At 68.7% G+C, this 24,193-nt stretch carries 20 protein-coding genes; 9 read left to right on the top strand and 11 right to left on the bottom strand.

The window, feature by feature from the left end:
- Positions 1 to 8 precede the first annotated feature (8 nt).
- Positions 9 to 1,283, top strand: a complete 1,275-nt coding sequence (locus AC07PV_RS00260) for an acyl-CoA dehydrogenase family protein (protein WP_218294589.1) — start codon at positions 9 to 11, stop codon at positions 1,281 to 1,283.
- Positions 1,284 to 1,551: 268 nt separating this feature from the next.
- On the opposite strand, the gene AC07PV_RS00255 is transcribed toward AC07PV_RS00260, so the two are convergent.
- Positions 1,552 to 2,283 (bottom strand): hypothetical protein, encoded by a 732-nt coding sequence (locus AC07PV_RS00255; RefSeq protein ID WP_492245495.1) that lies wholly within the window; start codon positions 2,281 to 2,283, stop codon positions 1,552 to 1,554.
- Between the two features lie 228 nt (positions 2,284 to 2,511).
- On the opposite strand from AC07PV_RS00255, the gene AC07PV_RS00250 reads away from it, so the two are divergent.
- Positions 2,512 to 3,153 (top strand): hypothetical protein, encoded by a 642-nt coding sequence (locus AC07PV_RS00250; RefSeq protein ID WP_218340981.1) that lies wholly within the window; start codon positions 2,512 to 2,514, stop codon positions 3,151 to 3,153.
- 77 nt (positions 3,154 to 3,230) lie between these two features.
- Here AC07PV_RS00250 and AC07PV_RS00245 read toward each other — a convergent pair whose 3' ends face one another.
- The 3 genes from AC07PV_RS00245 to AC07PV_RS00235 form a co-directional block, all read right to left on the bottom strand.
- Entirely contained in the window at positions 3,231 to 4,244 is a 1,014-nt protein-coding gene (locus AC07PV_RS00245) for an asparaginase (RefSeq protein ID WP_218340980.1), read from the bottom strand.
- Positions 4,245 to 4,267: 23 nt separating this feature from the next.
- On the bottom strand, positions 4,268 to 6,850 hold the full coding sequence (locus AC07PV_RS00240; RefSeq protein WP_494629027.1) for a penicillin acylase family protein: 2,583 nt from the start codon (positions 6,848 to 6,850) through the stop codon (positions 4,268 to 4,270).
- Between the two features lie 118 nt (positions 6,851 to 6,968).
- Positions 6,969 to 7,898, bottom strand: coding sequence for an adenylate/guanylate cyclase domain-containing protein (locus AC07PV_RS00235; RefSeq protein WP_218294584.1), 930 nt, complete (start codon positions 7,896 to 7,898; stop codon positions 6,969 to 6,971).
- 347 nt (positions 7,899 to 8,245) lie between these two features.
- Here AC07PV_RS00235 and AC07PV_RS00230 point away from each other — a divergent pair, with 347 nt between their 5' ends.
- Positions 8,246 to 8,614, top strand: coding sequence for a hypothetical protein (locus AC07PV_RS00230; protein WP_369642735.1), 369 nt, complete (start codon positions 8,246 to 8,248; stop codon positions 8,612 to 8,614).
- Positions 8,615 to 8,726: 112 nt separating this feature from the next.
- On the opposite strand, the gene AC07PV_RS00225 is transcribed toward AC07PV_RS00230, so the two are convergent.
- The 5 genes from AC07PV_RS00225 to AC07PV_RS00205 all read right to left on the bottom strand — a co-directional run bounded on the left by AC07PV_RS00225 (position 8,727) and on the right by AC07PV_RS00205 (position 13,729).
- Positions 8,727 to 9,725: an LD-carboxypeptidase gene (locus AC07PV_RS00225; protein WP_494629026.1), complete on the bottom strand. Its 999-nt coding sequence runs from the start codon at positions 9,723 to 9,725 to the stop codon at positions 8,727 to 8,729.
- Positions 9,726 to 9,783: 58 nt separating this feature from the next.
- Positions 9,784 to 11,199 (bottom strand): tRNA adenosine(34) deaminase TadA, encoded by a 1,416-nt coding sequence (gene tadA / locus AC07PV_RS00220; protein WP_494629024.1) that lies wholly within the window; start codon positions 11,197 to 11,199, stop codon positions 9,784 to 9,786.
- Between the two features lie 59 nt (positions 11,200 to 11,258).
- Complete coding sequence (locus AC07PV_RS00215; RefSeq protein WP_218340977.1) at positions 11,259 to 11,513, bottom strand: hypothetical protein; 255 nt, start codon at positions 11,511 to 11,513, stop codon at positions 11,259 to 11,261.
- Between the two features lie 161 nt (positions 11,514 to 11,674).
- Complete coding sequence (locus AC07PV_RS00210; protein ID WP_370627839.1) at positions 11,675 to 12,847, bottom strand: branched-chain amino acid ABC transporter substrate-binding protein; 1,173 nt, start codon at positions 12,845 to 12,847, stop codon at positions 11,675 to 11,677.
- A gap of 207 nt (positions 12,848 to 13,054) precedes the next feature.
- The gene (locus AC07PV_RS00205) at positions 13,055 to 13,729 is read right to left on the bottom strand and encodes a hypothetical protein (protein ID WP_218294580.1); all 675 of its coding nucleotides are present in this window, start codon (positions 13,727 to 13,729) and stop codon (positions 13,055 to 13,057) included.
- A 206-nt stretch (positions 13,730 to 13,935) separates the two neighbouring features.
- On the opposite strand from AC07PV_RS00205, the gene AC07PV_RS00200 reads away from it, so the two are divergent.
- The 4 genes from AC07PV_RS00200 (at position 13,936) to AC07PV_RS00185 (ending at position 20,675) form a co-directional block, all read left to right on the top strand.
- On the top strand, positions 13,936 to 15,939 hold the full coding sequence (locus AC07PV_RS00200) for a peptidase U32 family protein (protein ID WP_218340976.1): 2,004 nt from the start codon (positions 13,936 to 13,938) through the stop codon (positions 15,937 to 15,939).
- A 55-nt stretch (positions 15,940 to 15,994) separates the two neighbouring features.
- Positions 15,995 to 18,688, top strand: coding sequence for a cation-translocating P-type ATPase (locus AC07PV_RS00195; protein WP_494629022.1), 2,694 nt, complete (start codon positions 15,995 to 15,997; stop codon positions 18,686 to 18,688).
- A gap of 168 nt (positions 18,689 to 18,856) precedes the next feature.
- Complete coding sequence (locus tag AC07PV_RS00190; protein WP_494629020.1) at positions 18,857 to 20,140, top strand: O-acetylhomoserine aminocarboxypropyltransferase/cysteine synthase family protein; 1,284 nt, start codon at positions 18,857 to 18,859, stop codon at positions 20,138 to 20,140.
- Positions 20,141 to 20,225: 85 nt separating this feature from the next.
- Positions 20,226 to 20,675, top strand: coding sequence for an energy transducer TonB (locus tag AC07PV_RS00185; RefSeq protein ID WP_494629018.1), 450 nt, complete (start codon positions 20,226 to 20,228; stop codon positions 20,673 to 20,675).
- Positions 20,676 to 20,702: 27 nt separating this feature from the next.
- On the opposite strand, the gene egtB is transcribed toward AC07PV_RS00185, so the two are convergent.
- Together egtB and egtD are read right to left on the bottom strand one after the other, a co-directional pair.
- Entirely contained in the window at positions 20,703 to 21,938 is a 1,236-nt protein-coding gene (egtB, locus tag AC07PV_RS00180) for an ergothioneine biosynthesis protein EgtB (RefSeq protein WP_494629017.1), read from the bottom strand.
- An 8-nt stretch (positions 21,939 to 21,946) separates the two neighbouring features.
- Complete coding sequence (gene egtD, locus AC07PV_RS00175) at positions 21,947 to 22,867, bottom strand: L-histidine N(alpha)-methyltransferase (protein ID WP_218340972.1); 921 nt, start codon at positions 22,865 to 22,867, stop codon at positions 21,947 to 21,949.
- Between the two features lie 327 nt (positions 22,868 to 23,194).
- Between egtD and AC07PV_RS00170 the strand changes: the two genes are divergently transcribed.
- Both AC07PV_RS00170 and AC07PV_RS00165 read left to right on the top strand, forming a co-directional pair.
- Positions 23,195 to 23,443 (top strand): DUF1272 domain-containing protein, encoded by a 249-nt coding sequence (locus tag AC07PV_RS00170; RefSeq protein ID WP_218340971.1) that lies wholly within the window; start codon positions 23,195 to 23,197, stop codon positions 23,441 to 23,443.
- Positions 23,440 to 24,072: a LysE family translocator gene (locus AC07PV_RS00165; protein ID WP_494629016.1), complete on the top strand. Its 633-nt coding sequence runs from the start codon at positions 23,440 to 23,442 to the stop codon at positions 24,070 to 24,072. Before AC07PV_RS00170 ends, AC07PV_RS00165 begins: the two co-directional genes overlap by 4 nt.
- Positions 24,073 to 24,193: the final 121 nt, after the last annotated feature.

Here is a 24,193-nt window from a genome sequence, read left to right as displayed (position 1 = left end):
AGAAACCCATGGACTTTGACTACTCGCCCAAAACCAAGGAACTGCAGGCCAGGCTGCTCCAGTTCATGGATGACCACGTCTATCCGAACGAAGCCACCTACTCCGCCGAGCTGGCGGCCAACACGGCGGCGGGCAAGCGCTGGAGCGCGCTCAAGACCATCGAGGACCTCAAGCCCAAGGCCCAGGCGGCAGGCCTGTGGAACCTGTTCCTGCCGGTGGACAGCGCGGCGGCCTCCGGATACGACGGCGCGGGCCTGACCAACCAGGAATACGCCCCGCTGGCCGAGATCATGGGCCGCGTGCCATGGGCCAGCGAGGTGTTCAACTGCTCGGCGCCCGACACCGGCAACATGGAGACCATTGCGCGCTACGGCGACGACGCCAACAAGGCCCGCTGGCTCAAGCCGCTGCTCGAGGGCAAGATCCGCTCGGCCTTTGCCATGACCGAGCCGGCCGTGGCATCCAGCGACGCCACCAACATCGAAACGCGCATCGAGCGCCAGGGCGACGAATACGTCATCAACGGCCGCAAGTGGTGGATCTCCGGCGCGGCCGATCCACGCTGCGCGGTGTTCGTCACCATGGGCAAGACCGACCCCGATGCCCCCCGCCATTCGCAGCAGAGCATGGTGCTCGTGCCGGCGGACGCCAAGGGCATCACCGTCATTCGCCCGCTCAATGTGTTTGGCTACGACGACGCGCCCCATGGCCACGTCGAGATGACCTTCGAGAACGTGCGTGTGCCCGTCTCCAACATCCTGCTGGGCGAGGGCCGTGGCTTCGAGATCGCCCAGGGCCGCCTGGGCCCCGGGCGCATCCACCACTGCATGCGCCTCATCGGGCTGGCCGAGCGTGCGCTGGAGCTGATGTGCAAGCGCGCCTCGTCGCGCACGGCCTTCGGCAAGACCGTGGCCCAGCAGACCGTGACGCAGGAGCGCATCGCCGAGGCCCGCTGCAAGATCGACATGGCGCGCCTGCTCACGCTCAAGGCCGCCTGGCTCATGGACGTGGCCGGCAACAAGGTCGCCAAGACCGAGATCGCGATGATCAAGGTGGTGGCGCCCAGCATGGCCTGCCAGGTGATCGACTGGGCCATGCAGGTGCACGGCGGTGGCGGCATGTGCGATGACTTCCCGCTGGCCTATGCCTATGCCAATGCGCGCACGCTGCGCTTTGCCGACGGCCCCGACGAGGTGCACCGCAACGCGATCGCCAAGTGGGAGCTGGGCAAGTACGGCACCTACGGCCGCGACGCGGGCGTACCCATCACGCGCGGAGGATGAAGCTCCGCCCGAGGCCCTTCGGGCCTCGGTGCGCTCGCCAGAGGCGACCGCTCTTTGCTGCCGTCCCAGCGTACGCAGGCATGCGGGGAGCCGTGGCACTCAGCCCCTCGCTCGCGTAGCACGCGGGAGGGGGACACACCCGGTGGCCTGGCGACACCAGCTCCACGGTGCACTCGCCTGGAGCACGCCAGTTTTGCGGGGGGGTGCATGCCGCACCATGAACAACGGGGCCACTGGCCCCGTTTTCGTTTGGCGGGCGCTTGCAACACTACCCGGCAATGCCCGGCTCGTCGTCCGGCCCTGCCACCGACATGGGCGGCAGGTTCTGCAGCGCGGCCTGCCCCGCCACCAGCAGCAGCTGCTTGGCATGCGCGATCTCGGCCAGGCTGCGCTGCGTGTGTTCCATGCGCAGATAGACGCGGCCCCGCGCCAGCATCAGCACCAGCGGCGATTTCGCCCGCTCGGCGCCGCCCTCGCCTTCCACCGCGTTGAGCAGCTGCGAGACCACGGGCGCATGGATCCAGCGCTGGGCCAGCTCGATGCGCTCGGACACCACGGTGAAATGCTCGCGGAACGACGCGGGCAGGCCGGGCCAGGACATTTCCTCGTACATCGAAAGCCAGCGCATTTCCTCGGGCAGGCTGCTGCTCACGGCGGTCTGCAATGTGTCCGTGATGGCGTCGTAGGCGGTGCCCTCCAGCACCTCCTGCAAGGGCCGGTTGATCACCATCACCGCGGCATCCGGGTCGGCGCCCACGTCGGCGCGGCCGCGCAGCTCCAGGCCCTGCAGATAGTCGCGCGTGGGCGCGCCGCATTCCAGCCGCCAGGGGTGGCCGTGGATATCGCCGCCCAGGTCGAAATGCCCGTCGGTCGCATGCGCCACGATCGCCAGCCGCTGGCCGGCCGCCCAGCGGGATACGTCGCGGTTGGTCACCGGCCGGCCCGGGGTGGACGCGGAACTGCCGGATGCGCTGAATGCTTTGCGGAGGCGGTCGAACATTGCAGGGACGAAGCAGGAGCTTCGCAAGAGTCGCGGGTGCAGGCATTATTGAGGGCATTGGCGGGGGAAGGAAGCCCCCTGGCGGAAGCACCCTGAGCCGCCCGATGGCGCCTTCCCCCGACGGGGACGCACCCGGTGGACTGGCGAAGCCAGATCCACGGGTGCACGGGCCTCCAGCGCGCCAGTGTCGGCGGCGGTGCGTATGAGCACGCTTTTTTGGATGAAGACATGTTTTTTGTGACTGCGAACCGCCGGTTCGCGCTGACCGCCCTGGCTGCTTCTTGTGTGCTGGCCACCCTGCCCGTCGGCGCTGCGGAATTGCCCAAGGATGCCTCGCCCACGGCGCGCCGGTTGGTGCGCTGGGCCACCGACACCGCCGACCACCAGGGCCTGCCTTTTGCCGTGATCGACAAGCCCGCCGCCCGCATCCATGTGTTCTCGGCCCGGGGGCAATGGTTGGGCAGCGCGCCAGTGCTGCTGGGTGCGGCGCTGGGCGACCGGTCCGCCCCCGACATCGGCCAGCGGCCGCTGTCGCAGATCCGCCCCGAAGAGCGCACCACGCCCGCGGGCCGCTTCGTCACCGAGCCCGGGCGCAACCTCAAGGGCGACGACATCGTCTGGATCGACTACGACGCCGCCGTGTCGCTGCACCGGGTGCGCAGCGTGAGCGCCGCCGAGCGCCGCCACCAGCGCCTGGCCAGCCAGGGCGCGCAGGACAAGCGCATCAGCTACGGCTGCGTGAATGCGCCCGAGGCGTTCTACAACCAGTTCATCGCGCCGCTTTTCGGCCAGTCGCGCGGCGTGATCTATGTGCTGCCGGATACGGAGCCGTTTGCTACTATTTTTGTAGCTGCCAGCGCTTACCAGTAGTGCGCTGGAGGCACTTTTTATCAAAACCCGTTGAACAGGCGCCGCGCGGAGGCCCGGCTTTGCCCCGTGCCCGGTCTTCAGCCGCCGGCCGGCTCCAGCCTGAACACCGCCTTCCGCTCGCCCACCTGCAGCCCCTTGGCGTTGGCGATGCGCGCGGACCGGCGCGGGGCCAGCGCTTCGCGCTGGCGGGTGTCGAGCCAGCCGAGCTGGTCCATCACCTCCACCGCCGCCGCCACCTGCGCCACCATGTTGCCGTCCATGACCTTGAGCGCGAAGGCTTCGCCCCGGCTGCGGCTGCCCACCACCTGCACGCCGTCGGCCCCGGTCTTGGACACCCAGTCGCCCTGCCCTGCGCGCATGAAGTCCAGGTCGTGCCGTCCGGTGCCCGAGCCCAGCTCGGGCCGCGCGACCATGGCATCGGCCAGCGCGGTCAGGCTCTCATGCAGATCGGTATCCGGCGCGCCGCCCGCCAGCCGCGCATAACCCCGCGCCAGGTGTGCCAGGGGCATGGCGTAGTTGGGGGCGGAGCAGCCGTCGATGCCCATGGCCAGCTGATGGGGTGCGAGCCCCACTGCCTTCGCGACATGCTCCCGGATCGCCACCTGCAGCGGATGGGCCGGGTCCAGGTGGCCGTCCAGCGGCAACCCCTGTCGCACGCAGTGCGCGACAAAACCGGCGTGTTTGCCGCTGCAGTTGTTGTGGCGCTCGTCGGGCACAAAACCTTCGGGCAACGAACCGAGCCCCAGCTCGGCAAACAGAGGCCGGTGGCAGCCGCAGCGCAACGCGCGGTAGTCCTGGTCCACGCTGCCCAGCATGCGGTCCACCTGCTCCACATGCATGGGTTCGCCGTTGTGGCTGGCGCACAGCAGCGCCAGTTCGCCCGGCCCCCAGCCAAGCGCCCGTGCGCCACCCGCCTGCATGAAGGGCAGCGCCTGGAATGCCTTGATGGTGGAGCGCGTGAAGGTGACCGTGTACGGGTCGCCCACCCGCGCCAGCACCCGGCCTTCGCGGTGGGCCACGGCCACGGCGCCCCAGTGCTGGCACTCGGCCAGGCCGCCCCGGGTGACTTCGATCAACGGAACAAAACCCATGGCGTGGCTCCTCGCGGCGCGCGTCACTGCGCGGGGGTTGCGGGGGTCAGCGTCAGCGCGTGCACCCAGCGCGCGGGCTGGCGCTGCAGCGCGCGGTAGCCGGTCTCGGCCCACGTGGTGCTCATGTCGCGGTAGCGCGGCGAGAACACGAGGCCGCTCTGGCCCGTCTGGTAGATGAAGCGCGACTGCTCCAGGTCAGCCAGGTCATACACCGCGCGCAGCGAGGCCGCATGGCGGTTCACATACGGGCCCGTGGCCTCGCCCGCGTTGTACTGCCCCACGTTCACGGTGTACGCATCGCCATGCGAAGGCACGCTCACATCGAAGAAACGCGCCAGCGCGGGCACGTTGCCAAAGGGCCGGTGCACGCTGAGCGCGGGGTGCGCCGTGCCCCAGCGCCACCGGGCCGGGTCCGCCCCATAGGCTGCCTGCAGGCGGTCGAGCGCGCGGCCCAGGGCAGCGGCAGATTGCCCGGCACACGATGCGGGCTGGCACCACCAGGTGTCGTTGCGCTCCAGGATGCCTTCGAGCGCCGCGCGGTAGTCGCGCTTGCCATAGGTCGCGGTGAAGCGGTCTTCACCGATGCGCGGAATGATGAGGCCGCGCGCGAGTTCGTCCGTCCAGGCCACGAAGATCAGCGGCGCGGCCTTGCCCGCGTCCATCACGCCGTCAAAGCCTTGCAGCTCTTTCTGGGCGGCGGCCGCCAGCGCGTGTGCGGACTGCGCCTGTTGCAGGTGGGGCAGCAGGCGGCGCGTGGCCAGCGAGGTCACATCGCGGTGGATGGCCTGCATGCTGGCCGCGTCGTGTTTTTCGGTGGCCTCGATGAGCTGCGCGATGCGCTCGTAGCGGTAGGGCAAGGCCCAGTCCTGCGTGAGGAAGTGCGGGTAGTCCGGCGCCGTCACGCGCTGGTTGGCCGTGGCGATCCAGCCCCTGGCGCCTTGGGCGCCATCTGCGCTGCCTTTGCCATCGTCCTGCGGGGTTTGTTCGTAGGGCAGCCAGCCCTTCCAGTCGTAGCGCGCATCCCAGCCGGGGGACGGGGCCACGCCGCGGATGTCGTTGGCGGCATCGCGCAGCGGCACGCGCCCCGCCGCCTTGAAGCGGATGTGGCCCTGGTCGTCGGCGGCCACCACGCTCTGCATGGGCGAGTGGTAGTGCGCCAGCCCCTCGAAGAGTTCGTCCACGCTCTTGGCCTGGTTGGTCTTCAAGCCCGCCAGCACGGTCTGGTTGTCAGCGTCCAGCGCGCTCCAGCGCAGCGCGAGCACGTACTTGCCCAGGTCCAGCACCTCGGCGTGCGACTTCTGCACGTCGCTCAGCACCGGCCCATGGCGGGTGCTGCGCAGCGCCAGCTGCACGTCGGCCCCGCCCTTGACGCGGATGGTTTCGCTGCGCACCGTGAAGGGCGCCCAGCCTTCTGGCGTGCGGTACTGCGCCGCATCGGCCGGGTTGATCTGCTCCAGGTACAGGTCCTGCACGTCCGGCCCCGTGTTGGTGAAGCCCCAGGCCACGCGGTCGGTGCGCCCCAGCACCACGAATGGCAGGCCGGGCAAGGTGGCCCCCACGGCATCGATGGCGGCGATGGGCGTGCCGTCCGACGCGGTGCCGGCGGGCGCCTGCATGCCGGCGAAGTACCAGATGGCCGGGGCCGACAGCCCCAGGTGCGGGTCGTTGGCCAGCAGCGGCTTGCCGCTGACGGTGCGGGTTCCCGCCAGCACCCAGTTGTTGCTACCCTTGCCTTCATTGGTGCCCGCGTTGCGCGTCAATTCATCGGCCCAGGCCAGCATGCCGGTGCTGATCAGCCGCGACAGCAGGCCTTCGTCCTTGCGGCTGGCTGCCCCGCTGGCCGCCGCCAGCCCGCCGGCACCGCCCGGCCCGGCCGCCGTGGAGCCCGCGCCAGCCGCGCGGTACACCCCAAGCTGCCGGTACAGCGCGGCGAGGTCGGCCGATGCGGCCGGCTTCTCGCCCGGATAGGGTGGCATCAATTGCCACAGGCGGTCGGTGTCCAGCGTCCGCGCGACCGACAGGCGCGCGAATTCCGTTCCCCAGTTGCCGCCCAGGTCCAGTGCCATCATCAGCGCCCAGCCCACGCTGTCCTCGGGCTCCCACACCGCGCCCGCCGCGCCGCCGGGCTGGACGCCGAGCACATGGAATTCGGGGGGCAGGGCCTGGGGCCGTTTCAGGTGGAACGCGTGGATGCCCTTGCTGTAGGCCTGCAAGGCCTCCTTGGCATAGGGCGGCAGGCCTGCGTACTGGCGCCGGGCCGCGCCCATGATGTCCAGAGCGCGCATCAGCTTGTCGGTTTCGAGCGTCGCGGGGCCGAAGACCTCCGACAGCTGGCCATGCATGACCCGGCGGTTGAACTCCAGTTGCCAGGTGCGCTCCTGCGCGTGCACATACCCCATCGCGAACCAGGCGTCCTGTGGCGTGCGCGCCTGGATGTGGGCCACGTCGGCCCCATCGCGCCGCACCTGCACCGCGCTGCCCAGCCCCGCCACGCCCAGTTCGCCGTCGAGTTTCGCAAAGCTCCGCTGCACATACACCGCCGCGCCCGCGCCTGCCAGCAGCGCCGCCGCCACCAGCCCCAGGGCCGTCCGCTTCATCCATGCCATCTTTGTTGTCTCCTGTTGTTGGGTGTGTCGTGTGTCCGTATCGCCCGGGCCGCGACCGGCCCGAAGGAGGTGCCCGGCGCCCGGGCAGCCCCATGGCGGAAGTCCCTCGCGCAGCCCGTCAGCGCAGGCGCACGCTGCCTCCGGCCACGTGGAAGCTCATGGTCGGCGCACTGGGCTCCGTGAAGGAAACGCCCAGCGCGATGTGCCCGGTGCCATGCAGGATGCAGGCATCGCGCCGCAGCCGCACGGGCGAATCGCTGCCCTCGAACCGCACCCAGGTTCCAAAGCTGCTCATGTCCGTCAGGACGAAGCCGCTGTTGCGCCAGTCGATGCGCGCATGCAGGCGCGAGACGCGCGGATCGTCGACGCACAGCTGGGCGTGCAGCGCCCGCCCCACCAGGACGGGGGCGTCGGACGAGGTGAAGGTGCGGTCCACGCCGTGCCACGAGAACTGGATGTGCCCCAGGATCGAGTCTGCCGGCGCAAAGTTGCTGACAAGGGAAGCCTGCATGGTGAGGGAGTCGGGCGCCTCGTCCTCGCGCCACTCCACGTGGTAGAGCATCAGCAGCTCGGCCTTGCCGCGAATGTCCATCATGCCCAGCTTGCGGTACCAGACATCCGGCGCGGCCCCCGCCAGCAGCACGGTGGTCTCGGTGGCCCAGATCTCGGCCGGGCCGGCCCGCTCGCACAGCCGGGAGGCGACGTTGACGGCATCGCCATAGCAGTCGCCATCCACATCCACCACTTCGCCGCTGGCCACGCCAACGCGCACCTCCATGCGCAAGGGCTGGGGCCAGCGCTCCTGGCGGGCCTTGTGCTCGCGCAGCATGGCCGCCATGGCGGATACGGCGCTGGCGGCATCGCCAAAAACGCCCAGCACCCCGTCGCCCAGCTTCTTGACCACCCGCCCCCCGTGCGTCTGGATGGTGTCGCTGATCCATTGCGTGACCTGGGTCACCGCCTCGGTGGCGCGCTCGTTGCCCAGCGCTTCATACAAGGCGGTGCTGCCCGAGATGTCCGCAAAGACCATCGTCGACAGCACGCTCATGGACACCGGCCTATTGGTAACATCATGTGAATCAGTTTAGTGCAAGCGCCCTGGCGGCGCACCCATGAAAGCGTCAAGAATCGTTGCCTGGCGCCGCCAGGCGTCCGATGGCGCCACCCGGGACCTGACGGCGCTGCGGGGGTGCCCCAGGCAAAGTGAATTTCGTGGGCCCGGCGGCACATGGCGGCGGTTGCCACCCGCGATTTGCCGGCCATCCCAAAAAAATCAACAAACACGTAAAAGTTCGCAACAAACAAGGTGCGTCTGTTGTCTTTACGCAAAAACAGTAGCGCGCCCCTTGCGTGGCGCCTCGCTCCCGCTTAATTTGGCCGACCCTGTTACAAAAAATGCGTCCGCCTCCCTCCATGCGCTGGAACAAGCCCAATCTCCGCAACAACCTTCACGACCTTCTGGGCCGTGACAAGCCGTCATCGACGGCCTGGGTGCGCGACCACGGGCTGGAGGAGGTACGCCGGGCCATGCTGCAAAGCCTGGCGGGCATGAGCGGTTGCGAGGTGGCGCGCATGAACATGCGCCTGCGCTACGCCGGCGACATCGAAGCGTTGTGGTACCTGCGCACCGATCTCTTCAGCACGCTCGTGCCCTTGCGCGGCGAAACCGGCGCGCGGGGCGTGATCGACCAGGTCACCCCCCTGTTCCAGGGCCAGTTGCCACGTGCACTGCGCCCGGCCCAGCCCCCTCCCGGCAACGCCTGACCCGAGCCCCAGCCCGGGCGGACACCCGCCGCTGGCAGGTGCCATGCCGCCCGGCATCCCCTGGGCCCAGCGGGCAGGAATCCAGAGGCAGGCGATTGAAGGCAGCACCGAATCAGTGCTGGTGTCCCCAGTAGATCAGCGCATCCCGCCCTTCCACCGACAGCGATACCGTGCTCCCCACGGGCAGCAGCACCTTGGTCGCCACATGGCCGAAGGGCAGGTTCGTGAGCACGGGCGCCTTGATCTGCGTGCGCAGCCAGTCCACCACCGACTGCAGCTTGTAGCCCTTGTCGTGCGGCGCGAGCTTGAAGTTGGTGAACTGCCCCAGCACCACGGCCTTCTGCTGGGCCAGCACGCCGGCGTGCAGCAGCTGGGTGAGCATGCGCTCGATGCGGTAGGGGTGCTCGTGCACGTCTTCCAGGAACAGCACGCCACCCTTGATGGCCGGCAGGTACGGCGTGCCCACCAGCGAAGCCAGCACCGCCAGGTTGCCGCCCCACAGCGTGGCGCTTTTCACGTAGACATTGGGGACGGCCGGCTTGCCCGTGGCGGCGTCGGGCTTTTCATTGTTCATGCGCCAGCCCGTGCCTTCGCCATGGCCGGTCAGCAAATCGTCGAAGCAGGCCTCCATGATGTCGTCGGGCTCGCCGGCCACGCCAAAGTCGGCGCCCAGCGAAGGGCCGGCCCACGATGTGGCGCCCGTCTTGGCCAGCAGCGCGGTCTGGAAGGCGGTGAAGTCGCTCACGCCCACGAAGCGCGTGCCGCCCGCGATCGCCTTGGCCACCGCCTTGTAGCGGATGCCCGGCAGGATGCGCGACAGCCCGTAGCCGCCGCGCGAGATCAGCGCCACATCGGCGCCGCTGGCCGCGGCACGGTGGATGGCGGCCAGGCGGGTGGCGTCGTCGCCCGCGAAGCGGGTGTGCACGGCCAGGGCGTCCGCATCCACCTCGACCTCATGGCCCAGGGCCTTCAGCCGGGCGAGGCCGCGTTTGAAGGCGACCTTGTCCTGCACGGCGCTCGACGGCGAATAGATGTAGATGTGCTTGGGGCCGTGGTCGTGGCTGCACTGGGAATGGTCGTGACCGGGATGATCGTGTGAATGGTCTTGCAAAGCGCTCAGGCCGTGAAGGGGCCTGCTCCGTCAAAAAGAGAGTCCGTCTGGCGCCATGTCAGCCGGTGGCACGGCCGGCGCCGGGAAACGAGAAGTATTCCACAGCCTGCCGCGCGATCGGCTCGCCATGCTCCTGCACGAAGTGCCCGGCGTCGGCCAGCACGGTGGGCGCGGGGCAGCCGCGAATGTGGCGGTGCAGATCGTGCATGGTGGCGGGCCCGAGCACCGGGTCCTTGGCGCCAATGAACATCAGGCTCCGGCCCTGCCACCGCTGCTGCCAGAAATCACGCGCCTGGCGCGACAGCGCGGCCCCCGGCGCATCCTCCGATGCCGGCACGCGTTCAGGAAAGGCGCGCAGCGCGGCGCGGTAGCCCTTGTCGGGGAACGGCGCGTCGTAGGCGGCGCACTCCGCCCCGGCCAGGTGCGGGTTGCCGCGCGCCAGCAGGCGCCCCACGCCATACAGCGGCTTGTCGCGGCACATCGCACGCCAATCGAGGAATCCGGCGGGCAGCGGCGCATCACCCGTGGCCAGCACGGTGTTCATCACCAGCAGGCCCGCAAACCGCTCGGGGCAGGCCATGGGCAGCGTCAGGCCCAGGATGCCGCCCCAGTCCTGCACCACCAGCACCACGTTGCGCAGGTCCAGCCGCCCGATGAGTTCCAGCAGCACCTGGCGGTGCCATTCGAACTGGTGCGCCGACTCTTTCTTGGGCTTGTCGCTCTTGCCAAAGCCGATCAGGTCGGGCGCGACCACGCGGTCCCCGGCCGAGAGGAACACGGGCAGCATGCGCCGGTACAGGTAGCTCCAGGCCGGGTTGCCGTGCAGGCACAGCCAGGTGCGCGGCGCGTCCTGCGGGCCTTCGTCCAGGTAGTGCAAACGCAAGCCGGCCAGGCTGGGCAGGTCGCTCAGGTAGCGCGGCGCCCAGGGGTAGCCGGGCAGATCCGCGAAGGCGGCATCGGGCGTGCGCAGGGCGTCGTCGCGCAGCGGATGGCGGGCCAGTGCCTCGGTGCGTTGTTGATGGCGGCGCTGCCGGAAGAAGCCGCTGAGCAGGCCGCCGCACTCGTCGGCCAGCACCCCGCCCCGCACCTGGGTCTGGTGGTTCAGCTCGGCATGGCCAAACAGGTTCAGCACCGAGCCCGCCGCACCCGTCTTGGGATCTGCGGCGCCGTACACCACGCGCGCCAGGCGCGCATGCAGCATGGCACCGCTGCACATGGCACACGGCTCCAGCGTGACATACAGGCTGCAGCCGTCCAACCGGTAGTTGCCCAGCCGCCGCGCCGCCGCGCGCAGGGCCACGATCTCGGCGTGGGCCGTGGGGTCGTGCCCCTCGACCGGCGCGTTGCGGCCGGTGGCGATCACCTGGCCATCCTTGACCAAGATGGCCCCCACGGGCACCTCGCCCGCGCGCACGGCGACTTGCGCCTCGGCCAGGGCCAGGCGCATCCAGTGCGCGTCTTGGTCAGGATTCATTGCTATACAAATAATAGCTACCAGCGCTTGAAGGATAAGCGCCAGCAGCCCATTTCATCCTATTTCTCATCGTCCGGGATGGGCCGCGCCTGCTGCATCAGGCCTTCCATCTGCTGCTTGACCTGCTGCTGGATCTGCTGGCTCTGGTCGCGCACCGTGGCCGGCTGCGCCGCCAAAGCCGGGGCACCGCCGGCCGGCGCTGCTGTCTGCAGCGACGGCACGGGCGTGCGGACGGCGGACAGCTGCTTTCTGGCAAGGACACCCACCACAGCCAGCGCCACCACCAGCCCGGCCAGACCTACTACAGCACGCATGAAAAGACTCCTTGGCGGGCGGGGTGCCCGGACCACAGCCGGCGGGACCGCCCTGCCCGGCTTGCTACCGGCCCGACTGTAATGGCAAACCGCCGTGGGCACCCCCATGAAAAACGGCCGCGCGGGGCGGCCGTAGCGGTGGCGGGCCGTGCCCGCGGTGCTCAGTTGAGCGCCACGCGGTTGCCGTCCTTGTAGGTGTACAGCGTCACGGCGGGCGTGGTCAGCTCGCCCTTGGCCGTGAAGGCGATGTTGGCGGTCACGCCCTTGTACTCGGTCTTGCCGATGAAGGGGATGTACACCTTGGGGTCCACCGAGTTGGCGCGCTTCATCGCATCGGCCAGCACCATGGCCGCGTCGTAGGCGTACGGGCTGTAGATCTGGAACTGGCCGGGGAACTTGGCGTCGTAGCGCTTCTTCCAGTCCGCCCCGCCCTGCATCTTGTCGACCGAGGCGCCGCCCGTGGCGCAGGTCACGTTCTTGAGCGCAGGGCTCTTGCCCGACAGCTCGGGCAGCTTCTCGGTGCACAGCGCATCGCCGCCGAAGAACTTCACGTTGCCCAGGCCCAGCTGCTCCATCTGGCGCAGCATGGGGCCGGCCTGCGCGTCCAGGCCGCCGTAGAAGATCGCGTCGGGCTTCTTGTTCTTGATGGCCGTGAGGATGGCCATGAAGTCGGTGGCCTTGTCGTTGGTGAATTCCTCGCCCACCACCTTCAGGCCCTTTTGCAGGGCGGTGGCCTTGAACACCGAGGCCACGCCCTGGCCATACGCGGTGCGGTCGTCGATGATGGCCACGCTCTTGAGCTTCAAGTGGTCGGCCGAGAACAGTGCCAGCGCCGCGCCCAACGCGTTGTCGTTGGCGATCAGGCGGTAGGTGGTCTTGTAGCCGGGCTTGGTCAGGTCCGGGTTGGTGGCGGCGGCGGTGATGTGGGGCACGCCGCACTTGTCATAGACGGCCGCCGCAGGAATGGACGTGCCCGACTGCAGGTGGCCGACCACGCCCGCCACCTTCTGGTCGCACAGCTTTTGCGCCACGGCCGTGGCCTGGCGCGGGTCGCCGGCATCGTCTTCGGCCGCCAGCTCGAACTTGATCTTCTTGCCGCCGATGACCAGGTTCTGGGCGTTCAGGTCGTCCACCGCCAGGCGCACGCCGTTCTCGGTGTCCTTGCCGATGTGGGCGATGCCGCCCGACACCGGACCCGCGTGGGCGATCTTGACGGTTTGCACCTCCTGCGCTGCGGCGGCGCCAGCAGCGGCGACACACGCGGACACAGCGGCAAACTGCACCAGGGACAGGGGGAAAGAGAGGGGACGACGCAGACGGGAAGCACGAAGCACGGTAAAAGTCTCCAGGAGTGGCAGGGGCGAGATCGGACGCACCATTTTGGGGCGGCCTGGACCGCATCCTAGCCACCCTCACTCCCTTTTTCAGGCAATTGCTATGCAGACATAGCAATTTGGTGGGGCATTAAATCGGCTAATGCCGCGACCAGCGCCACCTCCTGGCAGACTGGACCCGCTCCGCCTCCAGCCAGGGGCGGGCGCTCAGCCGGGCGCCAGTCGCAACTTGAAGTTCGTGAATGGAAGAGCGGCATTGGGCGCATCGCGCGGGACACGCTCCTCCACGCAGCCCGTGTCGTTGGGGGTAACGAAGTGGGGGCCGATGCCAGCGATGGCTGCCTTGTGTGTCCCCGTCCAGTCCCAGCCCCATCCGGCTCCTGACACTTCTCCCTCAAAAAGGACTGGGCCGTCGACCGTGATGCCCTGGTGGATCACCATGCGCATCCTGTCTGCAAATGCACCGACCCTGTATCCCGCCTGAATGTGGACCGTGATCACTGGATGCGTGACCGGGTTGTACGTAGCGCCCGATGTGTTCGCCACCGTCACCAGTCCCGGCATGGCTGTGCCATTCCATCGCTCGGCCATGATGGTGCCGTCCGAGAAAAAGATGAATCCTCTGCCTTCCGACCAAAGGTTCTCGCCATGGCGGTAAATCGGGCCGCAATGGGGGTTGTAGCTGCCCTGCCCGCCTTCGCAGTCCAGTACAAATCCCATGTGGGCGCCGCCATTCGAGAAGAACCACGAGCAATCGATGGTGCAGTGCAGGTCGCTGTGTCGCACGCCAGGCAGGCTGATCCGCGTTGGCAGGTAGTAGAAGTCGAGGTCGTTGATAGACAGTTTCAGCTGGGTGGGCTTCTTCTTGCGGGAGGTACTCATCACAGTCCTTTTCACTCGTTGACCGGCTGCGCCGGCGGGATTGGAGGGAAGTGGGTCAGCGGACACAGGCGCGGCGCAAGTGCAGCCCGCCGCGCCCTTTGTACCAGACCGAAGCGCTACAACGCCCGGTCACGCAGGTCCGTGCCCCCGTGCTCGATACCCGAGGGATGCTCCACGGCATGGCGAAACTGAAATAATCACGCCCCATGTCCCTCCTGCCCCACCAGCTCGAACTGCTCTCGCCCGCGCGCGATGCCGACATCGGCATCGAAGCCGTCAACCACGGCGCCGACGCCGTCTACATCGGCGGCCCGGCCTTTGGCGCACGCGCCAGCGCGGGCAACGACATCCGCGACATCGAGCGCCTGGTGAAGCACGCGCACCGCTTCAACAGCCGCATCTTCATCACGCTCAACACCATCCTGCGCGACGACGAACTGGAGGCCGCGCGCAAAATGGCCTGGCAGGTGTACGAGGCCGGGGCCGATGCACTCATCATCCAGGACATGGGCCTGCTCGAAATCGACCTGCCGCCCATCCAGCTGCACGCCAGCACCCAGACCGACATCCGCACGCCCGAAAAGGCGCGCTTTCTGCAGGACGCGGGCCTCTCGCAGATCGTGCTGGCGCGCGAGCTCACGGTGCAGCAGATCGCCGCCGTGCACAAGGCGCTGGGGCCGGTGGATGCCCCAGGCCGCGCCAACATCGAGTTCTTCATCCACGGCGCGCTGTGCGTGGCCTACAGCGGCCAGTGCAACATCAGCCATGCGCAGACCGGCCGCAGCGCCAACCGGGGCGACTGCAGCCAGGCCTGCCGCCTGCCCTACCAGGTGACCGACGCGCAGGGCCGCTTCATCGCGCACGACAAGCACGTGCTCTCCATGAAGGACAACAACCAGAGCGACAACCTGCGCGCGCTCATCGACGCCGGCGTGCGCAGCTTCAAGATCGAAGGGCGCTACAAGGACATGGGCTATGTGAAGAACATCACCGCCCACTACCGCACGCTGATCGACGAGATCCTGGAAGAGCGCGAGGCGCAAGGTCGGCCACTGGGCCGGTCATCGAGCGGGCGGACCACCTTCACCTTCACGCCCGACCCGCTGCAGAACTTCAACCGCGAGTTCACCGACTACTTCGTGACCGGCCGCAAGGAAGACATCGGCGCGTTCGATACCCCCAAGAACCCGGGCCAGGCCATCGGCTGGGTGAGCAAGGTAGGCCCCGACTTCGTGGAACTGGAGGTGAGCGACCCCGCCACCGTGCTGCACAACGGCGACGGCCTGTGCTACTACGACCTGCACAAGGAGCTGGTGGGCATGGCCATCAACGTGGCCGAGCCCGTGTCCGCGCGCAGCGTGGGCCAGTGGCGCGTGTACCCCAAGGACCCGATAGAAGGCTTCAAGGACCTGCGCAAGGGCACCGAGGTCAACCGCAACCGCGACATGGACTGGGTGCGCACGCTGGAGAAAAAGTCCAGCGACCGCCGCATCGGCCTGTGGGCGCACCTGAGCGAAACGCCTTGCGGCTTCAGCCTGATGCTGACCGACGAGGATGGCAACGTGGGCTATACTGATGTGCAGCAGCCGCACCAGCCTGCCACCGATGCCGCCAAGGCCGAAGCCAGCCTGCGCGAGCAACTGGGCCGCTTCGGCGCCACCATCTTCGCGGTTCACGACATTGCGCTGCAACTGACTGAGCCCTGGTTCGTGCCCGCCTCGGTGCTCAACGCGCTGCGCCGCGATGCGCTGGCCGACCTGGAAGCAAACCGCGCGCGCAACTTCGAGCGCCTGCAGCGCGCCACGCCCATCGAGCCGCCAGCGCCCTACCCCGAGGACACGCTGAGCTTTCTGGGCAACGTGTTCAACCACAAGGCGCACGATTTTTACGTGCGCCACGGCGTCAAGGTGATCGATGCGGCCTACGAGGCGCACGAGGAAGAAGGCGAAGTCAGCCTCATGATCACCAAGCACTGCGTGCGCTTCAGCATGAGCCTCTGCCCCAAGCAGGCCAAGGGCGTGACGGGTGTGCAGGGCACCATCAAGGCCGAACCCTTGATGTTGATCAACGGCAAGGAAAAGCTGACCTTGCGCTTTGACTGCAAGCCCTGTGAAATGCACGTGGTGGGCAAGATCAAGCGCCAGGTGCTGAACCAGGTGCCGGAAGCCCCGCTCCAGTTCTACAAAGCCCGGCCGCAAGTCGCGCACTAAGGCAAGGCCGAAGAAGTCCTTGCGCGGGCGTGCGGCCCGTCTCACCGATCGCCGCATGTCCCCATCCACCGCCCCGCACCTGCACCCCACCGAGGCCGTGGCCCAGGCCCATGGCGTCAACCCTGACGCAGGCCTGCACGCCGACGAAGCCCTGCGCCGCAGCGCCATCCACGGAGCCAACGAACTGGCGGCAGGGCAAGACCGCCCCTGGTGGCGCCTGCTGGCCGACCAGTTCAAGGACTTCATGGTGCTGGTGCTGCTGGGTGCGGCCGTCATCTCGGGCCTGGTGGGCGAGGTCACCGACACGCTGGTCATCCTCGTCATCGTGGTGCTCAACGCCGTCATCGGCTTTGTGCAGGCCTGGCGCGCCGACCAGGCCATGGCCGCGCTGCGCCAGCTGGCGGCGGCGCACGCCACGGTGCTGCGCAGCGGAGCCGTGCAGGTGGTGCCCGCCAGGGCGCTGGTGCCGGGTGACATCGTGCTGCTGGAGGCGGGCAACCAGATCCCGGCCGACCTGCGGCTGATCGAGATTGCGCAGCTGCAGGTGGATGAATCCGCCCTCACGGGCGAGTCCGTCACCGTGGCCAAGCAGACCGAAGCCCTGGCGGCCGGGGACGTGGGCGCGCTGGGCGACCGCACCAACATGGCCTTCAAGGGCACGACCGCCACCCACGGCCGGGCGCGTGGCCTGGTGGTGGCCACCGGCATGCACACCGAGCTGGGCAAGGTGGCCACGCTGCTCGACACCGGCGACCGCAGCACGCCGCTGCAGTTGCGCCTCGCAGCCTTTGGCAAACGGCTGGCGCTGGCGGTGCTGGGCATCTGCCTCGTGATCTTTGTGGTGGGTGTGCTGCGCGGCGAGGCGCCGCTGCTGATGGCCCTCACCGCCATCAGTCTGGCCGTGGCCGCCATCCCCGAGGCCCTGCCTGCCGTGGTCACGGTGCTGCTGGCTCTGGGCGCGCGCCGCATGGTGGCCGTGCATGCGCTGGTGCGGCGCCTGCCATCGGTGGAGACCCTGGGCTCGGTCACCACCATCTGCTCGGACAAGACCGGCACCCTGACGCAAAACCGCATGCACGCCGAACTGCTGATGGCCCACGGCGTGCGCTGGGTGCCCGGCGACCCTCTGCCCGGCCCCGCCCATGCCGAGGCCCTGCGCGCCGCCGCGCTGTGCAACGACGCCACGCTGCAGGTACACAACGAAGAAGGCCCGTCGGGCATCCACTGGCAGGGCGACCCCACCGAGACCGCGCTGGTGCTGGCTGCCCACGCGGGTGGGCTGGACAAGGCCCGGCTCGACGCCACCAGCCCCCGCGTGCAGGAGCAACCGTTTGACTCCGACCGCAAACGTATGACCACCTTCCACCGCGATGCGCACGGTTTTGTGGCCTACACCAAGGGTGCGCCTGAGTCGGTCTTGCCCCGGTGCACCGCCCACTGGACGCCCGACGGCGCTGCTGCACTGGACACCGCCAAGGTCCTCGCCACCGCCCAGCAGCTTGCCGCACAGGGCCTGCGGGTGCTGGCCCTGGCGCGCCGCAGCCACGCCCGCCTGCCCGACACCAACGACATCGACGCGGTGGAAAACCAGCTGGAGCTGCTGGGCCTGATCGCCCTCATCGACCCGCCGCGCCCCGAGGCCCAGGTCGCGGTCCGCGACTGCATCAGCGCGGGCATCACGCCGGTGATGATCACGGGCGACCACCCCGCCACTGCGCGCGCCATTGCGCACCGCCTGGGCATTGTGAAGCGTAGCGATGCCCCGGTGCTTACCGGCGCCGACCTGGCCACGCTCGACGACGCCGCGCTGCGGGCGAAGGTGGAGCAGGTGCAGGTGTACGCCCGCGTGGACCCGGCGCAGAAGATCCGCATCGTCGAGGCACTCCAGGCCCAGGGCCACTTCGTCGCCATGACCGGCGATGGCGTGAACGACGCCCCGGCGCTCAAGCGCGCCGACATCGGCGTGGCCATGGGCCAGGGCGGAACGGATGTGGCGCGCGAGGCGTCGAGCCTGGTGCTGCTGGACGACAACTTCGCCACCATCGTTGCGGCGGTGCGCGAGGGCCGCCGCATCTACGACAACATCCGCAAGTTCGTGCGCTACGCGATGACGGGCAACTCGGGCGAGATCTGGACCATCTTCCTCGCGCCGCTGTTGCTGCTGCCCATTCCGCTGCTGCCCATCCACATCCTGTGGGTCAACCTGGTCACAGACGGCCTGCCCGGCCTGGCGCTGGCGGCCGAACCGGCCGAGCGCGGCATCATGCAGCGCCCGCCCCGCGCGCCGCGCGAAAGCCTGTTTGCCCATGGCATGTGGCAGCACATATTGGGCGTGGGCCTGCTCATCGGCGGGCTGTGCCTGGCGGTGCAGGCCTGGGCCCTGCACACCGGCCACGCGCACTGGCAGACCATGGTGTTCACGGTGCTCACGCTCGCGCAGATGGCGCATGTCATCGCCATCCGCTCCGAATCCGAACCCATCTGGCACCTGGGCCTGCTGAGCAACCGCCCGCTGCTCTACGCCGTGCTGCTCACCTTTGCGCTGCAGATGGCCACCATCTACGTGCCCTGGCTCAACCCCATCTTCCGCACCGAGCCGCTGAGCCTGGGCGAGCTGGCGCTGTGCATTGGCGCCGCGCTGGTGGTGCTGGTAGTGGTGGAAATCGAGAAGGCCTGGCGCCGCAGCCAGCAGGCGCGGCGCACTACCCCAGAGCCCATGGACAGCGCCATGGACGAGCCTTCTGACTGAAAGAGCCCACGGCGCACAAGAACGTCATAAGCACATAGCCAACGATTCGATGACGCCACGGGCCAGCAGTGCCAGAATGGCCCGCGCCATCGGCACATCGGCAACGCCCAGCCATGCGTGGAGCCCGGTGGTGCCACTCCCTTCCCTTCAACGAAAGAGACAGCCTTCATGAGAATCGAGACCCTGGCCGTACACGCTGGCTACAGCCCCGACCCCACCACCAAGGCCGTGGCCGTGCCCATCTACCAGACGGTGGCGTACGCATTTGACAGCGCCCAGCATGGCGCAGATTTGTTCGACCTGAAGGTGCCGGGCAACATCTACACCCGCATCATGAACCCCACCACCGACGTGCTCGAAAAGCGCGTCGCGGCACTTGAAGGCGGCATCGCGGCGCTGGCCGTGGCCTCGGGCATGGCGGCCATCACCTATGCCATCCAGACCATTGCCGAGGCGGGCGACAACATCGTGTCGGCCAGCACGCTCTATGGCGGCACCTACAACCTGTTTGCCCACACCCTGCCGCAGCAGGGCATCACCACCCGCTTTGCCGACCCGCGCGACCCGGCCAGCTTCGCGCAGCACATCGACGCGCGCACCAAGGCGATCTTCATCGAGTCCATCGGCAACCCGCTGGGCAACGTGACCGACATCGCAGCCATCGCCAAGGTGGCGCATGACCACGGCGTGCCGCTGATCGTGGACAACACCGTGCCCAGCCCCTACCTGCTGCGCCCCATCGAGCACGGCGCCGACATCGTGGTGCATTCGCTCACCAAGTACCTGGGCGGCCACGGCAACAGCGTGGGCGGCGCGATTGTGGACAGCGGCAAGTTCCCGTGGGCCGAGCACAAGGCCCGCTTCCCGCGCCTGAACGAGCCCGATGTGAGCTACCACGGCGTGGTCTACACCGAAGCCCTGGGCCCCGCCGCCTTCATCGGCCGCGCGCGTGTGGTGCCGCTGCGCAACACGGGCGCGGCGCTGTCGCCGCAAAGCGCCTTCCTGATCCTGCAAGGCATCGAGACCCTGGCCCTGCGCATGGACCGCATCTGCGAGAACACGCTGGCGCTGGCGAAGTACCTGCAAAGCCACCCCAAGGTGGAATGGGTGCGCTACGCGGGCCTGCCAGACCACCCGGACCACGCGCTGGTGCAGCGGCAATCCGGCGGCAAGGCATCCGGCATCCTGAGCTTCGGGCTCAAGAGCACCGATGCGGACCCGCGGGCTGCCGGTGCACGCTTCCTCGACGCGCTGCAGCTCTTCACCCGCCTGGTGAACATCGGCGACGCGAAATCGCTGGCCACGCACCCCGCATCGACCACGCACCGCCAGCTCAACCCCGAAGAGCTGGCCAAGGCGGGGGTGAGCGAGAGCATGGTGCGGCTGTCGGTGGGCATCGAGCACGTCGATGATCTGCAGGCCGACCTGGTGCAGGCACTCGAGGCTGTCTGAGCGTACGGCAACAGCCGACGCCAGTTGCGGGATACTGGAGGACCTGCCCCGCGAATCGCGGGGCGCTCCCTGATTCAAGATCGCCATGTCCCGCCTATCCCCTCTTGCCCCGGTCACTCTCGGCCTGCTGATTCTGGCCGGCTGCAGCTCCACATCATCCATCCCGCCGCGCGGAGTGGATGTGACCGAATCCCACGTCACCAGCTTCCGCAAGAAGGAGGACGAGCAACTGCTGCAAAAGCAGGTTTCGCCTCCGCTGGATGCGCCTTTGACGCTGCTGGAGGCACCGCTGCCGCGCTACCCGTCCTTCCTCCTGAATGACACCTCGCTCAAAGCGCGCGGCGATGTGACGGTGTCGTTCGAGATCATGCCCAGCGGGCTGGTCGGCACCGCGCGCGTGCTGTCAGGAACGGGGGAGGATGCGCTGCACAAGCCGGCGATCGATGCGGTGCGCCGCTGGAAATTTGCGCCGCTGCTGCGCAATGGGGAGCCCGCCCGCCTGGTGCTGCAGCACACCTTCCGCATGGAACCCTGAGCGCGCCAGATACCGCCGCAAAGCCGCTCATGCGTCACGAGCCAGCCGCACACCCGTGTACTGCCAGCGGGCCGTGGCCGGGAAGAAGTTGCGGTAGGTGCTGCGCGCATGCCCGGGCGGCGTGGCGCAGGAGCTGCCGCGCAGCACGTACTGGTTGACCATGAACTTGCCGTTGTACTCGCCCACGGCGCCGTCGGCCGTGCGAAAGCCTGGGTAGGCGGCGTAGCTCGACTGCGTCCATTGCCAGGCCGCGCCGAACAGCTGCTCCAGGCCATGCGCGCCAGTTGTCCCTGCGGTCTGCGCGGCATGCTCCCATTCGGCTTCCGTGGGCAGGCGTGCACCCACCCAGCGCGCATAGGCGTCCGCTTCGTAGTACGACAGGTGCACAACCGGCATCGCGCTCTGCACGGGCCGCAGGCCCGCCAGGGTGAACTCGTGCCAGGCGCCGTCGTCCCGCCGGTGCCAGTACAAGGGCTGCCGAAGCCCCTGGGCCACGCGCCAGTCCCAGCCTTCGGCCAGCCAGTGGGCGGGGTTGTCGTAGCCCCCACCTTCCACGAAAGCCATCCATTCCGCGTTGGTCACCAGCCGCGAGGCCAGTGCGTACGGCGCCAGGTAGGCGCGGTGGCGAGGGCTTTCGTTGTCGAAGGCGAAGCCGTCTCCGCCATGGCCCACCTCCACCAGCCCGCCTTCCAGATGCCGCCAGCCCAGGGGCCTGGCCGCCGGTACGAGCGCCTGGTCGCCGGCGGGCACCACGGCGGCGCCATAGGCGGGATGCACAGGGTTGCACGACAGCAGGTGCTTGATGTCCGTCACCAGCAGTTCCTGGTGCTGCTGCTCGTGCTGCAGGCCCAGCTCGATCAGCGCACACAGCGCGGCGTTCTGCAGCACGGCGGGCACCAGGCGCGCCATCCGCCGGTCCACATCGGCGCGGTAGGCCAGCACCTCGTCCAGCGGCGGGCGCGTCAGCAGCCCCCGCTGCGGGCGCGGGTGCTTGGCGCCCACGCCGTTGTAGTAGGAATTGAACAGCACGCGGAACGCGGGCTCGAAGGGCGCGAAGCCCGGCTCGTTCGGCTCGAGCACAAAGGTCTCGAAGAACCAGGTGGTGTGCGCCAGGTGCCATTTGGCCGGGCTGGCATCGGGCATGGACTGCGCGCCGCAGTCCTCGGCCGACAGCGGTGCCACCAAGGCCACGGTGTGATCCCGCACAGCGCCGTAGCGCGACAGCAGCACGGCGAGCGGGGAGCAAAAATCCATATTGGTCATACGGGCCCTCAGGGTCTGGCGTGCACCACGGCAAACCAGCCACGGTCGTCCGTCCACGCCTGGGCCTGCGAGAAGCCTGCGCGCGCCAGCATGTCGGTGAACACGTGCAGCGGGTACTTGTAGCTGTTTTCGGTGTGGATGCGTTCGCCCTGGTCGAACCTGCGCCCGCCACCGGGCCAGCGCACCTCGGAGTCAGCCATCGCTTCCAGGTGCATCTCGATGCGCGACTCGCCCGGGTTGAAGAACGCCCGGTGCCGCCACTGGTCCACATCGAAATCGCTGCCGATCAATCGATTCACATGCCGCAGCACATTGCGGTTGAAGGCGGCGGTCACGCCGGCGGCGTCGTCGTAGGCCGCTTCCAGCACCTCCACGTCCTTGGGCAGGTCGATGCCGATGAGCAGGCCGCCGTCATCGTCGATCAGCTCGCGCATGTGGGCCAGCAAATCCAGCGCGTGCGGCGGGTCGAAGTTGCCGATGGACGAGCCCGGGTAGAACACCAGCCGTCCCGTGCGCGGAATGTCCTCGGGCAGGGCCACGCCCTGGGTCATGTCGCCGCCCACGGCCCGCGCGTCCAGCCCCGGAAAATCGTCGCGCAGGCCCCGCACCGCCGCCTGCAGGAAGTCCGCCGAGATATCCACGCCGACGAAGCACGCGGGCTGCACCAGCCGGCACAGCGTGCGCGCCTTCTGGCAGTTGCCAGCCCCCAGCTCCACCAGCGTGCGCCCCGTGCCCACGGCCTGCGCGATGTCGGCCGCATGCTGCTGCATGAGGGCGGTTTCGGTGCGCGTGGGGTAGTACTCGGGCAGGCGGGTGATTTCCTCGAACAGCTGCGAGCCGTGCTGGTCGTAGAAATACTTGGGGGAAATGCTCGCGGGCCGCTGGTTCAGGCCACGTGTGATGTCGTCGTTGGGGCTGGGCAAAGGCATGGGTCTTGAAACGTCTTGCGCGGCAATGCCGCTGGTTCTGTCCGACGGGGCCGTCCCGGGAGCCCAATGCCCGCCAGGCTGCCACGTACCCAGGCAAGGGCGCGAAGCCCCACCGCATCCGCCATTGTGAGCCGAGCCGATGGCGCCGTGTGTAGGCCAAATCCCCATGGCGCGGGCGGGCCTTCGGGTGCGGAAGCCGGCGGCGCAGCCGCCAGGAGCCGCCGCGGGCGGGGTGTACTGCCCGGTACGGGTCCATCTGTACCTTGTGAACGGCGCGCGCCCGGCATACGCTCGCCCTTCCCACGGACTTCTCACAAGGACCCTGCCATGCTTCAGATGCGCCCCAACTGCGAATGCTGCGACAAGGACCTGCCGCCCGATGCCACCAACGCGCGCATCTGCACCTTCGAGTGCACGTTCTGCAGCGACTGCGCCGGCGCCCGGCTGGGCCACGTGTGCCCCAACTGCGGGGGCGACCTCGTGCAGCGCCCGCGCCGGCCCGCCTCCAGGCTGGCGAAATACCCCGCATCCACCGAGCGGGTGCTCAAGCCCCAGGGCTGCGGGGTGATGGCATGACGCTCGCCACCCTGCTGGTCTTCTCGCTGGTGGCCCTGGTGGCCATCGCCACGCCCGGCCCCACGGTGCTGCTGGCGCTGGCCAACGGATCGCGCTATGGCGTGCGCCGGTCGCTGCCCGGCATGCTGGGCGCCGTGGCGTCGGATTTTGTGCTGGTCGGTGCCGTGGCGCTGGGCCTGGGCGCGCTGCTGGCGGCGTCCGAGTTCTGGTTTTCGGTGGTGAAGTGGCTGGGCGCGGCCTACCTGGCCTGGCTGGGTTTGCGGCTGCTGCGCTCGCAGGGTGGGCTGGACCTGGCCGCAGCGGACGGCGCGGCCGCCGGGCCTGCGGCCACGCCGCGCGGCATCTTCACGCGCTCTTTCCTGGTCGCGGTGACCAACCCCAAGGGATACCTGTTCTGCTCGGCTCTGATGCCGCAATTCATCGATGCCAGCGCACCACAATGGCCGCAGTACGCCGCCATTGCAGCCGTGTTCGCGGGCCTGGACTTCGCCGTGATGCTGGCCTACGCCGCCATCGGGGCGCGCGCCGTCAAGCTGCTGCACCGCCGCGCGGTGCTGTGGCTGGACCGCTGCTGCGGCGGCGCGCTGCTGGCCCTGGCCGGATCGCTGGCCTTCTACCGACGGACGTAGATCCGTCATAGCCGATGAAAACTGGCGCACCGTCAACGCAAGCGCCACCGTGGATCCGGCTTTGCCGGTCCACCGCAGGCGTCCCCCTCAGGGGGAAGGCGCGAAGCGCCTCAGGGGGAGC

Source organism: Acidovorax sp. GW821-FHT09A11, assembly GCF_059418365.1.
The sequence above is the reverse complement of the archived record's forward strand: the minus strand, read 5'-3'. Positions and strand labels throughout refer to the sequence as shown.

Bases quoted from the DNA above. Each gene is read 5' to 3' on its own strand.
- AC07PV_RS00260 (WP_218294589.1), top strand. From the start codon at position 9: ATGGACTTTGACTACTCGCCCAAAACCAAGGAACTGCAGGCCAGGCTG.
- tadA (WP_494629024.1), bottom strand. From the start codon at position 11,199: ATGAATCCTGACCAAGACGCGCACTGGATGCGCCTGGCCCTGGCCGAG.
- AC07PV_RS00245 (WP_218340980.1), bottom strand. From the start codon at position 4,244: ATGGGTTTTGTTCCGTTGATCGAAGTCACCCGGGGCGGCCTGGCCGAG.
- AC07PV_RS00200 (WP_218340976.1), top strand. From the start codon at position 13,936: ATGTCCCTCCTGCCCCACCAGCTCGAACTGCTCTCGCCCGCGCGCGAT.
- AC07PV_RS00235 (WP_218294584.1), bottom strand. From the start codon at position 7,898: ATGAGCGTGCTGTCGACGATGGTCTTTGCGGACATCTCGGGCAGCACC.
- AC07PV_RS00230 (WP_369642735.1), top strand. From the start codon at position 8,246: ATGCGTCCGCCTCCCTCCATGCGCTGGAACAAGCCCAATCTCCGCAAC.
- AC07PV_RS00215 (WP_218340977.1), bottom strand. From the start codon at position 11,513: ATGCGTGCTGTAGTAGGTCTGGCCGGGCTGGTGGTGGCGCTGGCTGTG.
- AC07PV_RS00165 (WP_494629016.1), top strand. From the start codon at position 23,440: ATGACGCTCGCCACCCTGCTGGTCTTCTCGCTGGTGGCCCTGGTGGCC.
- AC07PV_RS00240 (WP_494629027.1), bottom strand. From the start codon at position 6,850: ATGGCATGGATGAAGCGGACGGCCCTGGGGCTGGTGGCGGCGGCGCTG.
- egtD (WP_218340972.1), bottom strand. From the start codon at position 22,867: ATGCCTTTGCCCAGCCCCAACGACGACATCACACGTGGCCTGAACCAG.
- AC07PV_RS00205 (WP_218294580.1), bottom strand. From the start codon at position 13,729: ATGAGTACCTCCCGCAAGAAGAAGCCCACCCAGCTGAAACTGTCTATC.
- AC07PV_RS00195 (WP_494629022.1), top strand. From the start codon at position 15,995: ATGTCCCCATCCACCGCCCCGCACCTGCACCCCACCGAGGCCGTGGCC.
- AC07PV_RS00185 (WP_494629018.1), top strand. From the start codon at position 20,226: ATGTCCCGCCTATCCCCTCTTGCCCCGGTCACTCTCGGCCTGCTGATT.
- AC07PV_RS00255 (WP_492245495.1), bottom strand. From the start codon at position 2,283: ATGTTCGACCGCCTCCGCAAAGCATTCAGCGCATCCGGCAGTTCCGCG.
- egtB (WP_494629017.1), bottom strand. From the start codon at position 21,938: ATGACCAATATGGATTTTTGCTCCCCGCTCGCCGTGCTGCTGTCGCGC.
- AC07PV_RS00170 (WP_218340971.1), top strand. From the start codon at position 23,195: ATGCTTCAGATGCGCCCCAACTGCGAATGCTGCGACAAGGACCTGCCG.
- AC07PV_RS00250 (WP_218340981.1), top strand. From the start codon at position 2,512: ATGTTTTTTGTGACTGCGAACCGCCGGTTCGCGCTGACCGCCCTGGCT.
- AC07PV_RS00190 (WP_494629020.1), top strand. From the start codon at position 18,857: ATGAGAATCGAGACCCTGGCCGTACACGCTGGCTACAGCCCCGACCCC.